The sequence below is a fragment of the Streptomyces cavernae genome (genome assembly GCF_004023625.1).
GTDB classification, from domain to species: domain Bacteria; phylum Actinomycetota; class Actinomycetes; order Streptomycetales; family Streptomycetaceae; genus Streptomyces; species Streptomyces cavernae.
Window position 1 is genome coordinate 1 of sequence record NZ_RPDJ01000051.1, and the last position, 14,860, is coordinate 14,860.

13 protein-coding genes and 1 rRNA gene are annotated in these 14,860 nt (G+C 70.6%); 2 read left to right on the top strand and 12 right to left on the bottom strand.

Annotated features, from left to right (window positions below; all coding sequences use genetic code 11):
* Positions 1–102 (top strand): 5S ribosomal RNA (gene rrf / locus EF387_RS41025); the annotation flags it as partial.
* 116 nt (positions 103–218) lie between these two features.
* Here the strand turns inward: rrf and EF387_RS41030 are convergent.
* From EF387_RS41030 to EF387_RS41045, 4 genes are read right to left on the bottom strand one after another with little or no spacing between them, the layout of a single operon-like run.
* Positions 219–914 (bottom strand): response regulator, encoded by a 696-nt coding sequence (locus EF387_RS41030; protein ID WP_128381707.1) that lies wholly within the window; start codon positions 912–914, stop codon positions 219–221.
* A complete protein-coding gene (locus tag EF387_RS41035; protein ID WP_128381708.1) occupies positions 911–2,341 on the bottom strand; it encodes a sensor histidine kinase in 1,431 nt (476 codons plus the stop codon). The genes EF387_RS41030 and EF387_RS41035 overlap by 4 nt, the downstream gene beginning before the upstream one ends.
* Before the next feature lie 17 nt (positions 2,342–2,358).
* Entirely contained in the window at positions 2,359–3,174 is an 816-nt protein-coding gene (locus EF387_RS41040) for an ABC transporter permease (protein ID WP_238431984.1), read from the bottom strand.
* A complete protein-coding gene (locus EF387_RS41045; protein WP_128381709.1) occupies positions 3,171–4,091 on the bottom strand; it encodes an ATP-binding cassette domain-containing protein in 921 nt (306 codons plus the stop codon). The genes EF387_RS41040 and EF387_RS41045 overlap by 4 nt, the downstream gene beginning before the upstream one ends.
* A 95-nt stretch (positions 4,092–4,186) precedes the next feature.
* Here EF387_RS41045 and EF387_RS41050 point away from each other — a divergent pair, with 95 nt between their 5' ends.
* On the top strand, positions 4,187–4,735 hold the full coding sequence (locus tag EF387_RS41050; RefSeq protein WP_128381710.1) for a GNAT family N-acetyltransferase: 549 nt from the start codon (positions 4,187–4,189) through the stop codon (positions 4,733–4,735).
* Between the two features lie 188 nt (positions 4,736–4,923).
* Here the strand turns inward: EF387_RS41050 and EF387_RS41055 are convergent, their stop codons facing one another.
* The 8 genes from EF387_RS41055 to EF387_RS48920 form a co-directional block, all read right to left on the bottom strand.
* Complete coding sequence (locus EF387_RS41055) at positions 4,924–6,534, bottom strand: type IV secretory system conjugative DNA transfer family protein (protein ID WP_128381711.1); 1,611 nt, start codon at positions 6,532–6,534, stop codon at positions 4,924–4,926.
* Between the two features lie 2 nt (positions 6,535–6,536).
* A complete protein-coding gene (locus EF387_RS41060; protein ID WP_128381712.1) occupies positions 6,537–7,961 on the bottom strand; it encodes an ATP-binding protein in 1,425 nt (474 codons plus the stop codon).
* An 18-nt stretch (positions 7,962–7,979) separates the two neighbouring features.
* Entirely contained in the window at positions 7,980–9,539 is a 1,560-nt protein-coding gene (locus EF387_RS41065) for an SCO6880 family protein (protein ID WP_128381713.1), read from the bottom strand.
* Positions 9,536–10,852: an energy-coupling factor transporter transmembrane component T family protein gene (locus tag EF387_RS41070; RefSeq protein ID WP_128381714.1), complete on the bottom strand. Its 1,317-nt coding sequence runs from the start codon at positions 10,850–10,852 to the stop codon at positions 9,536–9,538. Before EF387_RS41070 ends, EF387_RS41065 begins: the two co-directional genes overlap by 4 nt.
* Positions 10,842–11,681, bottom strand: a complete 840-nt coding sequence (locus EF387_RS41075) for a DUF8175 domain-containg protein (protein ID WP_128381743.1) — start codon at positions 11,679–11,681, stop codon at positions 10,842–10,844. Before EF387_RS41075 ends, EF387_RS41070 begins: the two co-directional genes overlap by 11 nt.
* A gap of 194 nt (positions 11,682–11,875) precedes the next feature.
* Positions 11,876–12,184 carry a hypothetical protein gene (locus EF387_RS41080; RefSeq protein WP_128381715.1) on the bottom strand — a complete coding sequence of 103 codons (309 nt, stop codon included), beginning with the start codon at positions 12,182–12,184 and terminating at the stop codon, positions 11,876–11,878.
* Positions 12,185–12,378: 194 nt separating this feature from the next.
* The gene (locus EF387_RS48915) at positions 12,379–12,708 is read right to left on the bottom strand and encodes a hypothetical protein (protein ID WP_238431985.1); all 330 of its coding nucleotides are present in this window, start codon (positions 12,706–12,708) and stop codon (positions 12,379–12,381) included.
* Positions 12,699–14,774, bottom strand: a complete 2,076-nt coding sequence (locus EF387_RS48920; RefSeq protein WP_238431986.1) for a hypothetical protein — start codon at positions 14,772–14,774, stop codon at positions 12,699–12,701. The genes EF387_RS48915 and EF387_RS48920 overlap by 10 nt, the downstream gene beginning before the upstream one ends.
* Positions 14,775–14,860: the final 86 nt, after the last annotated feature.

Genomic DNA, 14,860 nt, shown 5'->3' on the forward strand with positions numbered 1-14,860 from the left:
GTGAGGGAAACGCCCGGTTACATTCCGAACCCGGAAGCTAAGCCTTACAGCGCCGATGGTACTGCAGGGGGGACCCTGTGGGAGAGTAGGACGCCGCCGAACAAATATTGAGAGAAAGCCCCACACCACACGGTGTGGGGCTTTCTTGCGTTCCCCGCCAGTTCCCCCCTTCCCTCGGTACTCTCCATTCCCTCCGTTTTTTCCGGTCCTTTTATTTCTCACTCCCGGGGTCGTACCAGGCCCGCGTCGTACGCCACTATCACCGCCTGGATGCGGTCCCTGGAGCCGGTTTTGGCGAGAATGCGGCCCACATGCGTCTTCACCGTCGATTCGGCGAGATGGAAGTGGGCGGATATCTCCGCGTTGGTCCAGCCCCGGCCGATGACCGTCAGGATCTCGCGTTCGCGGTCCGTCAGGGTGGTGACCCGGGGGTCCGGCTCCGGGGCCGGGGGCTCACCGTCGGGGGTTCCCTGGCAGATGGGGGAGGCCGGGAGATGTTGTACGTACGCGTCCAGCAGCCGGCGGGTCAGGCTTGGGGCCACCACCGCGTCGCCGGAAGCCACCGCGCGGATGCCCGACAGGAGGTCCTCGGGCTCGGCGTCCTTGATGAGGAATCCGGAGGCGCCCGCCCGCAGGCCCGCGTACGCGTATTCGTCCAGGTCGAAGGTGGTGAGGATGAGGACCCGTGTGCGGTCGCCGGCGGCGACGATCCGGCGCGTGGCCTCTATGCCGTCCAGGCCGGGCATACGGATGTCCATCAGGACGACATCGGGGTGGAGCTCGGCCGTCAGACGGACCGCTTCGGCGCCGTTGCCCGCTTCTCCGACGACGGCCAAGTCGTCCTGGCTCTCCAACAGCATGCGGAAGCCGAAGCGCTGTAAGGCGTGGTCGTCGACGATGAGCACGGTGGTCACTGGGGTCTTTCCTCCGGCAGGTGCTGAATGTGGGGAATCGGTTGGGGAGCTTTTTTGGGGGTTGGCTGGGGGGATTCCTCGGGCAGGTGCAGTCGGACGCGCCAACCCCGGTCCGGGGCGGGCAGGGGGCCGGCGTCGAGGGTGCCCCCGTAGAGGGCGGTCCGTTCGAGCATGCCGGGTAGACCCCGGCCGCCGGTCGCGGGCTTGTTGCTTCCCCCGCCGCTCCCTTTGCTTCCGCCGCTCCCTCTGCCTCCGGCTCCCACGCCGCCCTTCTCGTCCTCGTGGCCTGCGAAGCCTGTGGTGACTCCTCGGCCGGTGTCGGTCACCGTGAGCGTCACCGCGCCACCGCTCTCGTAGGAGAGTTCGATCTGCGATGTCGCCCCGGGGCCACCGTGTTTGAGGGTGTTGGTGAGTGCTTCCTGGATGACTCGGTAGACGGTGAGCTGGCGGCCGGGGGAGAGGGAGGGCCGGCCGTGGACGGTGGTGCGGACGGGGAGGCCGGCGGAGCGCACACCGTCGATGAGCTGGTCGAGGTCCGTGAGCGTGGGCTGCGGGCTCCTGTCGGCGGTGCGGCGGTCCTCCTCGCGCAGGACGTCCAGCAGTCGGCGCAGTTCGTCCAGGGCCTGGCGGCTGGTGGTGGCTATGGCGTGCAGGGCCTGGGCGGAGTGTTCGGGGGACTTGGCCGCCGCGTACCGGCCGCCGTCCGCCAGGCCCGTGATGACGGACAGGTTGTGGCCGATGATGTCGTGCATCTCGCGTGCGATACGGGCGCGCTCGGCCGCGGCGGCGAGCCGGGCCTGCTGGTCGCGTTCGACCTCGAGCTGGCGGGCGCGTTCCACGAGAGAGGCGAGGTACTCCTTGCGGGTGCGGACGGCGATGCCGCCCACGGCCGACAGGGCGAGGCTCATCGCGGCCGGGGCCACGTTCTGCCCCGCGCCGTATTCCGCGGGATAGCGGAACTCGGTCACCACGAACGGCGCCAGGATCAGGGCGTACGCCCACAGCAGGGGGCGCAGCCGGGCACGCAGGGCGATGTTGAACAGGACGACCAGGAGGATGAGGGACGCCTGGAGGACGGCGCCGGTCCAGGCGTTGACGAAGGCGAGGGGCACCATCGTCAGCAGCACCGCGAAGGGGTGGGTGCGGCGCCACCACAGGGGAACCGAGAAACCCAGCGAGAGGGCGAGGATCAGCCGGCCGGGCAGGGTCGGGTCCTCGGCGACGCTCTTCCAGCCGCCGCTCGTGTAGTCGACCAGCGCGGCCGTGACGAAGAAGCCGGTGACGAGTAAGTCCCACAGCATCGGCCGGCGGCGGTCGAGGGCGCGCGCCTGTTGGGTGATGCGCTGGAACAGGCGGGTGAGCGGCTGTTCGTGCGGCGGCCCTTGGTGGCTGCGCCGTCCTCTGCCGCCCCGAATCACGTGTCCCATCCTCCTACTGACGACCTTCATACGTCCCGGCGCTTCAGCAGCAAGGCCGCCGTGGCGAGCGTGGCCGCGGCCCACAGGACCAGGGAGAGCAGCGCGGAGCCGGGAGAGGCGATGTCCGGAGCGGGCTGGGCGTGGGTGAGGGACATCAGGGCCTGGGCGGGGAGGTGGCGGACGACGGCGTCGGTCACCTCGTACGGAAGGATCGCGAGGACTTCCGGGAGGATCATGACGGCGCCGATCAGGACGCCGATGCTGCCGGGGACCGAGCGGATCAGGGAGCCGATGCCGAGGGCGAGCACTCCCAGGAGCGCCAGGCCGGCCGCATTGCCGACGAGGGCACGGACGACGCCCGGGTCGCCCAGAGAGGCCGACTGGTCGGTGTCGGAGAGGAAGGCCTGGGCCAGCGGGAAGGTGACGAAGTTGGTGGCCAGGACGACCGTGAAGGCGACCGCGCCCAAAACCGCGGCCTTGGACCACAGCACGGGCAGCCGGCGCGGGACGACCGTCAGGCTGGACCGGATCATGCCGGTCGAGTACTCGCCCGCCGTGACCAGGATGCCCAGCACACCGATGGTGATCTGGGTGAACTGCATGCCCAGGAGGACCAGCAGGACGGCGTCCATGTCGCTGTCCCCGCCCCCTGACTCGTAGGTCGCGGTGATCGCCACTCCGACGCCGACCGTGAGGACGACGGTGAGGGCCAGGGTGATCCAGGTGGAGCGCAGGGTCCACAGCTTGTGCCATTCGGAGCGCAGGACGCGGCGCGGTGTGATGTCCGGGGTGGTCCGGTCGGCCGTGTTGGGCCTGGTGGGCGTGGTGGCCGTGGTGGTCACGCGGCGGCTCCTTCGACGGTGGCGGCGAACTCGACCGCGTCACGGGTGAGCTCCATGAAGGCCTCCTCGAGCGAGGCCGCGCTGGGGGTGAGTTCGAAGAGGGGGATGCCGTGGGTGGCGGCCGTGCGGCCGATGTGCTCGGCGTCCGTGCCGTGGATCAGGAGCGTTCCGGGGGTGTCGCGGGTGATGTCGACGCCGGGGCCGGAGAGGAGGCCGGCCAGAGTGGTCGCCTCAGGGGTGACGACCTTGACCGTGCCCGCGCCCGACTCCCGTATGAAGTCGGCGACCGTCGTGTCGGCGAGGAGCCGGCCGCGGCCGATGATGACCAGGTGCTCGGCGGTCAGTGCCATCTCGCTCATCAGGTGGGAGGAGACGAAGACGGTGCGGCCCTGTGCGGCCAGTGACTTCAGCAGGGTGCGGATCCAGAGGACACCCTCCGGGTCGAGGCCGTTGACCGGCTCGTCGAGGATGACCGTGGCCGGGTCGCCGAGCAACGCGGCGGCGATGCCGAGGCGCTGGCCCATGCCCAGGGAGAAGCCCTTGATCCTGCGGTGGGCCGCGTCGGTGAGGCCGGTGAGGTCCAGGACGTGCTCGACCCGGGAACGGGGGATGCCGTGGGTGTGCGCCAGGGTCATGAGGTGGTGGTACGCGGTGCGGCCCGGGTGGACCGAGCGGGCCTCCAGCAGTGCGCCGACCTCCCTCAGCGGCGCCGGGTGGGCCGCGTACGCGCGGTCGCCGATCGTGGCGCGGCCGCGGGTCGGGGAGTCCAGGCCGAGGATCATCCGCATCGTCGTCGACTTGCCCGCGCCGTTGGGGCCTAGGAATCCGGTGACGGTGCCCGGGCGGACCGTGAAGGAGAGGTCGCTGACGGCCGTCCTGTTGCCGTAACGCTTGGTCAGTTGCTGCGCGGTAATCATGGTTCCAGGCTCGGCCGCGCACGGGGTCCGGAGCGTCGGACGGGGGCGGGATATCCGGGTGCTGGGCGTCGTACCCGGGTACTACGGTGACCATCATGACCCATGTAATTCGGCCCATTCGTCCCGACGAGTGGCGGGCGGTGAAGGAGCTGAGGCTGGCCGCGCTGCGGGACCCGGTGGCGCATCTCGCGTTCCTGGAGACCTACGACGAGGCTGCGGCGAAGTCGGACGCCTACTGGCGGGAGCGGACCGCCGGGGCGGCGGAAGGGGTCACCGAGCGGCAGCAGTTCATCGCCGAGCGGGTGGACGGCGGCTGGGACGGGTCGGTGACCGTGCTGGTCGAGGAGGCCGGGTCGAAGGATCCGTTCGGGGACGTGGTCGAGCAGGACCAGGGGCACGTCGTGGGGGTCTTCGTACGGCCCGGGCAGCGGGGGCGCGGGGTGACCGAGGCCTTGTTCGCGGCCGCCCTGGAGTGGTCGTGGGAGGTGGCGGACGTCGAGCGGGTGCGGTTGTTCGTGCATGAGCGCAACGCCCGGGCCGAGGCGTTCTACCGCAAGGTGGGGTTCGTGCCGACGGGGGTGATGGTGCCCGTGCCGGGGGAACCCGATGCCCGGGAGGTGGAGTTCGCGGTCAAGCGGCCGTAGGCAACTCCAGGGCGGCTCAGTCCGGCCTGCGCGCCCTGCGCGTCTTACCTGGCCTGCGCGTTTTGTCCGGGCTGCGCGTCTTACCTGGCCTGCGCGTCTTGCCCGGGCTGCGCGTGTTGCCCGGCCTGCCCGGGCTGCCCGGTCGGTCGGTCCGATCGGTTCAGTCAAATTCAGTCGGTTCAGTCGGTTCAGCCGGTCCAGTTGGGCCACCGGCTGCGGGCCTGCTCCCGGGAGCGCAGGAGGGCCAGGACCGGCAGGCCGCGATCGGGGCCGGTGGTGAGCAGGTCGGGGAGCTGGGGCACCGGGGCCACCGCGGCGACGTCGTCGAGAACCAGGGTCAGTGGTGGGTCGAGGCGACCGGAGGATGACCGTTCGGCCATGCGCCGGCCGCGCTCGACCACGCTTGCGGCGAGAGCCGTCAGCAGCGGCATCGCGCCCGGGCTTGTCTTGGGGTCCTCGATGGATTCACCGACCACATAGAGCGTGCCCCCTTCGTGCACGAAGGAATCCAGGGCGAGGGTGTCGGCTCGGTTCGGTGTGCAGGATTCCCGTACGTTCACGGTGGACAGTGCGGACAGGGCACGGGCCGTCAACTCCTGGGCGATGTCCCGGCGTTCGGGATGGGAGGTGAGGGCCGCCTCGAGTTCGCCCGCCGCGCCGGAGGCCGCCTTGGGATGCGTACGCAGGGCCCGCACGGCTTCCTGGATGTGGTTGCCCTGGGCCCAGCGGTGCACATGGCGGATGGTGCGGCCGTCGACGGCGGCGGCGTGCAGATAGCTGCGCAGCAGGGTCTCGGCGGTGTCCGCGACGGCTGCGTCGATCTTCGCGGCCGGGCGTATGGGGGCGAGGACAGCGGCTGCCCGCGCCGCAGCGGTCGGCTTGTCCTCGCAGCCCGTGGTGGGCGACCAGTGCAGGCGGGCCGGGGTGTCGCACAGGTGCGAGGGGTCGTAGAGCAGGACCGGGCCCAGCTTGGCCCTGGCGTCCTTGGTCTCCGACCAGACGGCAGGGCTGGAGGTGATGACCAGCGCGGGGCCCACCGCGTCGAGCACGGCCTGGACGGCGCGGGGACGGCGGGTTTCGGCGGGGCCGAGGACGAGCGGGCCGGAGGGCGTGGACAGGGGGGAGCCGGGTGGCGGGGAGCCGGGCGGCGGGGAGGGCTCGTGTTCCGCGGGGAGCTGGGAGGGCTCGTGTTCCATGCGGGCGGATGCGGATGCGGGGGCCGGTGCTGGGGGTGCCTGTGCCACGGGGGTGGTGGCCACGGGCTCTCGGGCCGGTTCGCGGGCCGGTTCGCGTACTGCGTCCCGTACGTCGTTCCGTACGTCGTTCCGTACGTCGTCCCGCGCGGCGTCACGTGCATCGTCCCGTACCGGTTTGTGCGCGTGTTCCTCGGTGGGTACCTCGTGGGGTGCGGGGGCGAGCCGGGCCATGCGTCGTCCGCGGCGCCCCGCGCGCCAGCGTGCCACGACCCCCATCACGAACACCGTGAGGACGAGCAGCATCATCAGCTGGCCGATGAACAGGCCCCAGAAGAGGCCGTAGCCGGAGAGTTCGGCCCCGGGGGTCTCCGGCCAGGCGCCGGTGATGTCGTGGGGCTGGGCGATCAGGTGACGCATGGCCAGGGGGGTGCGGCCGAACGTCACCGCGGTGGGCCAGGCGCCCTTGGCGAACAGGCCGGCCAGACCCGTCGCCGACCACACCAGCAGGGTCATGCCGAGCAGGAACGCGAGCACGCCGATCAGCAGGCCGTCCGGGATGCCGCGTTCGCGGCCGTCCCCGCGCAGGTGATCGTCCGGTCTCATGGTCAGGCCACCGTGGATTCCGAGTCGCCGAGGTGGGCTTCCACGAAGGCCGCTGCTCGCTCTTCCGCCTCCAGTTCCGCGGCGTGCAGCGCGTCGTCGGTGAGGTGGTCGTGGTCGTGGTCGCTCGACGATTCGGTCATCGCGCGGTCGGTGAAGACGAGGGGGCGTTCGGATTCGGTGACGAGGTGTTTGACCACCTGGACGTTGCCGTTGACGTCCCAGACGGCGATGCCCGGTGTCAGGGAGGGGATGATTTCCACGGCCCAGCGGGGCAGGCCCAGTACGCGGCCGGTGGCGCGTGCCTCGTCGGCCTTCTGGGCGTAGATCGTCCGGGTCGAGGCCATCTTGAGGATCGCGGCGGCCTCCTTCGCCGCCGCTCCGTCGACGACGTCCGACAGATGGTGGACGACGGCCACGAAGGACAGACCGAGCCGGCGGCCGAACTTCAGCAGGCGCTGGAAGAGCTGGGCGACGAACGGGCTGTTGATGATGTGCCAGGCCTCCTCGACGAGGAAGATGCGTTTCTTCCGGTCGGGGCGGATCCAGGTGTGCTCCAGCCACACACCGACGATCGCCATCAGGATCGGCATGGCGATGGAGTTGCGGTCGATGTGGGAGAGGTCGAAGACGATGAGCGGGGCGTCGAGGTCGATGCCGACGGTCGTGGGGCCGTCGAACATGCCGCGCAGGTCACCGTCGACGAGCCGGTCGAGGACGAGGGCGACGTCGAGGCCCCAGGCGCGTACGTCGTCCAGGGCGACGTTCATCGCTTCCGCCGACTCCGGTTCGGGGTGGCGCAGTTGTTCGACGATGTCGGTCAGCACGGGCTGGCGGTCGACGATGGTCTCGTTGACGTAGGCGTGGGCGACCTTGAGGGCGAAGCCGGAGCGTTCGTCGAGGCCGTGGCCCATGGCGACTTCGATGATGGTGCGGAGCAGCGCGAGCTGGCCGGTCGTCGTGATCGCCGGGTCGAGCGGGTTGAGGCGGATGCCCATGTCCAGGGCGGCAGTCGGGTCCAGGCGGATGGGAGTTATCCCCAGCTCCTGCGCGATGAGGTTCCATTCGCCGACGCCGTCCTCGCCCTGGGCGTCGAGGACGACGACCTGGCGGTCGCGGAACCGGAGCTGGCGCAGGACGTACGTCTTCTCCAGCGCGGACTTGCCGTTTCCGGACTCGCCGAGCACCAGCCAGTGCGGTGCCGGGAGTTGCTGTCCGTAGAGCTGGAAGGGGTCGTAGATGTAGCCCTTTCCGGAGTAGACCTCGCGGCCGATGATGACGCCGGAGTCGCCGAGGCCGGGTGCGGCGGTCGGCAGGTAGACCGCTTGGGCCTGGCCCGTGGAGGTGCGCACGGGCAGCCGGGTCGTCTCCACCTTTCCGAAGAGGAAGGAGGTGAAGGCGTCGGTGAGGACGGACAGCGGATCCCGCATTCGGGCGGTCCTTCCTTACTAGCGTCGGATGCCGGTGGCGAACGGCAGTGTGTTCACGAAGGCGCGGTGGTGCTCGCGGTCGCACCACTCCAGCTTCAGATACGACTTGCCGGCCGAGGCCCGGATGGTCCGCTTGTCGCGGGCCAGGGCCTCCGGGGAGCGGGAGGAGACCGTGATGTAGCCGACCAGGTTGACGCCGGCGGCGCCGCTGGCGAGATCCTCGCCGCGCTGGTCGAGGCGGGAGTGGGCGGCGATGTCTCGGGGGTCCACGGTCCGGTTCATCTTGGCGGCGCGGCTGGCCTCGGCCTCGTCGTTGGTCTTCTCGGTGAGCATCCGTTCGATGGCGACCTCGGTGGGTTCGAGGTCCATGGTCACGGCGACGGTCCGGATGACGTCCGGGGTGTGGACGAGCAGCGGGGCGAGGAAGTTGACGCCGACGGGGGTCATCGGCCACTCCTTCACCCAGGCGGTGGCGTGGCACCAGGGGGCGCGGGTGCTGGACTCACGGGTCTTGGCCTGGAGGAACGTGGGCTCGGTGGCGTCGAGCTCGGCCGGCCAGGCGTTGCGCTGGGTCATCGCCTGGATGTGGTCGATGGGGTGGTCCGGGTCGTACATGGAGTGCACGAGGGAGGCGAGCCGGCCCTGGCCGAGGGGCTGGCGGACGCGGATGTCGGCCTCCTGGAGCCGGGAGCAGATGTCCGTCAGCTCACGGGCCATCACCACCGCGAGCCCGGCGTCCTTGTCGAGCTTCTTCCCGCCCTGGGGGCGGGCGGCGCGGGCCATGGCCTGGGCCTCGGCGGCGAGTTCGCGGGAGTACTGCATGCAGGCCACCAGGTAGGCCCGGTGCTGTTCGCTGCTGGTGGACACCATGGACTGCAGTTGGTCGTAGGAGTGCTGCAGCCAGCCCGGTGACCTGTCGTCGCCGCGCTGGGCGACGTCCTTGGCGTGGGCGTCGGGATCGGCGGGGAGGGTGCGGGCCAGCATCTGGATGCGGGTGACGAACCCGTCGCCGTTCGCGACGTGCTTCAGCAGGGTGCCGAAGCGGTCGACGAGGGCCTCTTGGTCCTCGGAGTCGCGCAGGCCGACGCCGGGGCCCTCGATCTCGATGGCGGCGGTGACGGTGCGCCGGTCGGCGTGCAGCAGCACGGCGATCTCGTCCGGGCCGAACGGGGCGGCCAGCCAGGTGATACGGCCGATGCCCGGCGGCGGGCCGACCTCGACCTCGCGGCCGTCGAGCCGGGTGCCGGCCTCCATGGCGCCGGACCGGTAGACGGCGCCGTGCTTGACGGTGCGCTTGAAACTGCGGTTGATCTCGAACCACTTGTAGAACGTGCGGCGCTTGTACGGGACGTAGACCGCGGCGAGCGCCAGCATCGGGAAGCCCGTCAGCAGCACGATGCGCAGCGACAGCACCGGTACGAGGAGTCCGCACATCATGCCGAGGAACGCGCCTGCGACGATCAGCGCGATCTCACCGGACTCGCGGTTGCGGCCGATGATCGCGTTCGGCCGGGCGCGGCCGATCAGATACGTCCGGCGGGGCGTGACCGGGTGGGCCACGTGCGAGTCGGTCGTCAACGCCCTTCACCTCCCGTGCGGTTGCTGGTGTTGCGGTTGGTTGCGGCATGGGGGGTGTTGGCCGGGCTGGTGCGCGGCGGAGGGGCGGAGGCGCCGCCCTGGGGTTGCGGAGCGCGCGTGCTGTGCGCGGCGATGCCGCCGGAGGTGGGGTTGGCGGGCCGGGGGCCTGTGCCGGAGCCGTTGCCGCTCGCGCTGCCGTTGCTGTCGGCCCGGGCGCTGTGGGTGCGGATGCCCTGGGCGACGAGGGTGGCGGGCGAGCTGATGACGGCGGCGGCCTTGCCTTCCGCGCCCCGCATGATGCGGTTGTTGCGGGAGTTCGCGATCTCGTCGCCGAAGCCCGGGACGAAGCGGTAGATCATGGCGCTTGCGAAGATGGCCAGCAGGATGATGGCGAGGCCGGAGACCACGGCGGCGAGGGAGTCCGGGCCGCCGTCGGAGGAGAGGGCTCCGGCGAGGCCGAGGACGATCACGATGACCGGTTTGACCAGGATGACCGCGATCATCACTCCCGCCCAACGGCGGACGTGGCCCCAGAGGTTCTTGTCGACGAGTCCGGAGTAGACGACGACACCGAGGAGGGCGCCGACGTAGAGGAGCACCGCCCGGAGGTAGAGCTCCAGGTAGAGGATGCCGGCCGCGAGGATGGAGATCAGCGAGACCAGGATCAGCATGATCGGGCCGCCGCCGATGTCGTTGCCCTTGTTGAGGGCTTCGGAGAACGTGCCGAAGAACGCGTCGGTCTGATTGCCCGTCGTTTTGGCGAGGACCTCGCTGACGCCGTCGGTCGCGGAGACGACGGTGTAGAGGATCAGCGGGGTGAAGGCGGAGGCGAGGACGGTGAGCCAGAGGAAGCCGACCGCCTCGGAGAGGGCGGTGGTCAGGGGTACGCCCCGGACGGCCCGCTTGGCCACGGCGAGGAGCCAGAGGAGGAGGGTGAGGATCGTGGAGGCGGCGAAGACCACCGCGTACTGCTGGAGGAACTTGGGGTTGGTGAAGTCGACGTTGGCGGTCTCGTTCACGGCCTCGGAGAGCTTGTCGACGGTCCAGGAGGCGGCGTCGGCGCAGCCTTTCGCGAGGGAGGAGAGGGGGTCGAGGGTGTTTGTGACGCTGGGGGTGGAGGTGTCGCCTTTTTCGCCGCTGCCGCGTTCGCAGTATTTCTTGGCCTCGCCGACGATGAGGTCGCAGGGGTCGTCCGAGGGGGTCGGCGTCGGGGTCGGCGCCGCGTAGGCGCGTGAGGCCAGCAGCACGGCAGAGGTTTGTACGGCCGTGACGGCGGCGGCGAGCTTGAGTACGCGGTGCGCGCTACCGGGCATACGTGAACCCTCCGAACTCGTCGATGGCCTTGCTGATCTCGTCGGAGGTGGCGGCTCTGTCGTCACCGGGCACCGGGGCGGGGCCGTCTTTCTGCGAGTCCGTGACGATCTTCCAGTCGCCGTCGGACCACTGCAGGTCGAAGGTCCATGTCTTCCACGAGGAGGCGACGGGGTCGGTGGAGCTCTGTCCGGACATGCCGATCAGCCCCATGTACCAGACCGCGACCTTGGCTGTGGTGTCGCTGTACTGCTGCACCTTGGCGCCCACCGGGACCACGCGTGATACAAACGTGCTTCCCTCGGGCGGGTTGCCGTCGGCGTCCAGGCCCAGCTTGCTGAGGAAGCTCGTCGAGTACGCCTCGTCCATGGGGCCCTGGAGCTTGTCGGCTGCGGCCGGTGTGTACAGGGCGTCGACGATTTCGTGTCGGCTGTCCTTCTTGAACATGCCGGTCGAGCCCAGCGCCACGGCGTAGTTGGTCGCAGCGCTCTGCGCCCCCTCTTCATCGTGGGTGAAACCGGCCGGAATACCGCCGGACTTCTGTTTCACCGGCTGCTTCCCGGATGCCGCCGTGGACGACGAACCCGGGGTGTCCGCTCCGTCGTCCGAAGAAGAGGAATCGCCGCCTCCACGGTTCGCGAAAGCGATCGCCGCGATCAGCAGGACCACCACGCCGACTACGGTGACCAGGCTGCGGGAGGACGAGCGGGTGCGGCGGGCGCCGCCGTAGACGTCGCCCTCGCCCTCGGGGAGGCGGGTCCGGGTCTGGCCGCCGCCCCCGTAGGAACCCTCGCCGCGTCCCGCTCCGTCGTAGTCGTCACCCAGGCTCATTCCGCGCACGCCCCCTCGGCTCCTCGCGAAAACGCACAGTACGAAGGTAGCCGTGCTGGAAGCCGCGCGGGCGCGGTGTGGTGACTCGACATCAGGGAAACGCAACCTCAGCCGGTGGGCACGACGGACGGATGGGCAGGAGGGGGCCGGGTGTGCCCGGCGTGGGACTGAGGGAGCGCCGGGCGGCCGCGCGGCTACACGGCCATTCCGTACACGATGGTGAACAGCGTGCCGAGTGAGCCGATGATGAAGACCCCGGTCAGACCGGCGATGATGAGGCCCTTGCCCTGTTCGGCGCTGAATGTGTCGCGCAGGGCCGTCGCACCGATGCGCTGCTTGGCGGCGCCCCAGATGGCGATGCCGAGGCAGAGCAGGATGGCGACGGCCATGACGACCTCGATCATCACACGCGCCTCGTTGCCCAGGCTGCCGAAGGGTCCCCAGTCAGGGGCGATCCCGCCGATGATGGTGTTGATGTCGCCCTTTTCGGCTGCAAGGAACATGTAAAGTCACCGCCCCTAGTGGGTAGTTTGCACCCCTGCCATGGTGCAGGGCCACGCTCATTCTCGCCGACAATGCCGCTGTCGTATGTCGACTTGGCGTCATTGATTGGCGGGTTTCGTACGGTTCCCTTGACGCCGTCCCACGGTACGAGACGCGGGTCCGTGCACGAGGGATCGTATGGTCACTCTGTGTATCACAGGTCGAGGCCCAGTCCGGACACCGAGTAGGTGCAGTCCGTGTAGACGTAGCCCGGCTGGATCCTGATGCCGTTGGAGTGGACCCGGGCGGTGCTCAGGCCGCTGGTGTCGACCGGCTTGTACAGGAAGTGGTATTCGCCGGCGGGCAGGCGGAGGGTCTTCCTCGGGTACGACTTGTCGGCCTTGCAGGCGAGGCTGCGGCCGATCGCTTCGCTGCTGTAGCTGATGCAGCTGCCGCACTTGGCGAGGGAGAGCCTGCCGGTGACGGGGCCGGTGTAGAGGATCTCCACGGCGTCGGGGCCGTCGTTGCTGATCGTCAGGTCCATCCGGGAGCCGCCCGGGTGCCGTTGGACGGCAGTCGCCTGCCCGCGGCAGGTCGGTCCTCGGCGATCTCGGCGGCGATGGCGATCTTCTGGGCGCGGGAACGGTTCCTGTCGTTCTTGTAGGTGTCGGCGAACTCGGTGAGCGTCTTACGGGCCTCGGCGAAGTCGCCGTCCTTGAACTGGTCGACACCGCAGGCGTACGTGCCCGACTCGACGGCCTTGCCGGTGCGTCCGGTGATCCGGGCCGAGACGTCGCCGGGCAGGTTGTCGGCGGTTTCGCCGATGGCCCGCAGCTCGTCGGTGGCGGCGCAGGGTTCGGCGCCGCCCAGTGCCTTCACCCGGGTGTCGATCGCGGCCGTGAGTGCCGGTTCCACCTTCGCGGCCTGTCCGGAGTCCGGGAAGGTGCTGAGGAGTTGGCCGAGCATGCCGCCCTCGTCGCCGGTGCCGAGCCTGCCGGTGCCGCACTCCAGGAGCGAGGTGGCGAGGCGGTCGTCGGGCCAGGCGGCGAGTTCGCCGAGGCGGTCCTCGCCGACGGTGTCGGGGAGGGTGCGCAGGTAGGTGAGGGGCTCGACGGAGCCGCAGTAGTCCTTGGCGTCGTACGGGGCCGCGACCGTTTCGTAGAACGTCTCCAGCCGCTCGGGGACGAGCCCCGCCGCCCGTGAGCCGGGGTGGTCCTCGACGAGGTCGTCGTAGCGGGCCAGGGCGGTCTTGTACTCGTCCTCGGCGGCGCTGAAGGGCTTGCCTTCCTGGGCCTCGACGAGTTCGTCGGTGTCCGTGAGCCGGTCCAGGAGCATCTGTTCGATGGCTTCGTCGCGGGCTCCGTCGTAGGCGACGGTGCCGGCGGCCGGTACGAGGAGCAGCGCGAGGCCCAGCGCCAGGGCGAGCGGGGCGCGGGAGGGCCGGGCGAGCGGCGTCCGCAGTCCGCGGCGAGCCCCGTCGACGGCCGCGAGCACCAGCAGTACGAGGTACCCGATGAGCGCGCCGCGCGGTACCCCGTCGACGTCGGCGGGCAGCGCGACGAGCAGCAGTACGGCGGTGGCCGCCCAGCACACGGCGGCCTCCGCCCAGCGCCGCAGCAGCGCGTACCCGATTCCGAGCCCGCTGAGGTTGAGCAGCCCGGCGGCGAGTGCGCGCAGCGGGTCGGCGGGGGTGCCGACGGTCGGGGGGCGGGACGGGGGCGGAGGGAAGAGGAGCGGGGCGGTGGGGGCCGGGGGTGCCGGTGGTGGCAGGTAGTAGGAGGTGGCCGTGGCCGGGGCCGGCCCCGGGGCCGCGGTGGGGGGCGGCGTCGGCGCCGGGGCTCCGAAGCCCGGAGCCGGGGGCTGGGGTGCGGGCAGGGTGCCGAAGCCCGGAGCTGGGGGTGGGGACGGGGACAACGGGGGTGCGGACGGGGAATGGGACGGGGACGGGGGTGGGGTGCCGAGGGCCAGGGTGGTGGTTACGGGGTCGGTACGCGGCGCGGCCGGGGCCAGGGCCGGAGCGTTGTCCGGTGCGCTGTCGGGAGCGCTGTTCGGAGCGTTGTCCGGTGCGGGGGGCTGTGTCGCTGCCGGGTCCGGTGGTGTCTTCTGAGCGGGGTCGGGTGCGGTGCTCTGGGCAGGATCCGGTGCGGTCTCCTGCGTCGTGGCGGGTGCGGGGTTCGGGGCTGTCTCGGCGGGTGCCGGGTTCGGGGCTGTCTCGGCGGGTGCCGGGTTCGGGGCAGTCTCCTGCTCCGGGCGGGGTGCGGTTTCCGGTGCGGCGCTCGGCGCTGGAGCCGGGACTGCGAGGGCCGGTGGAGCGGTGTCTTCCGCGGAGGGGACGGCATCCGTCGGGCTCGGGATCGCGTCTGTCGGTTCGGGTGTGGTGTCGGTCGGGCTCGGGATCGCGTCTGTCGGTTCGGGTGTGGTGTCGGTCGGGCTCGGGATCGCGTCCGTCGGTTGCGGTGGGGTGGCCGGGACGGGCGCCGCGGCCGTCGGTTCAGGTGTGTCGGAGGGTTTCGGGGCGGGGCCCTTCGTGAGGTCGAGGCGGTCGCCTCCGGGGGCGGACTCGGCGCGTTCCTCGTTGCCGTTCTCCGGCATGCGGTCCGATACGCCCATGGCGGCTCCCCCCGATGCGCGGGCGCGTACAGAGCGCCCATCCCCCAACACATCACCGAAAGCCTTACGGTCCGGGAAGCTTCGGG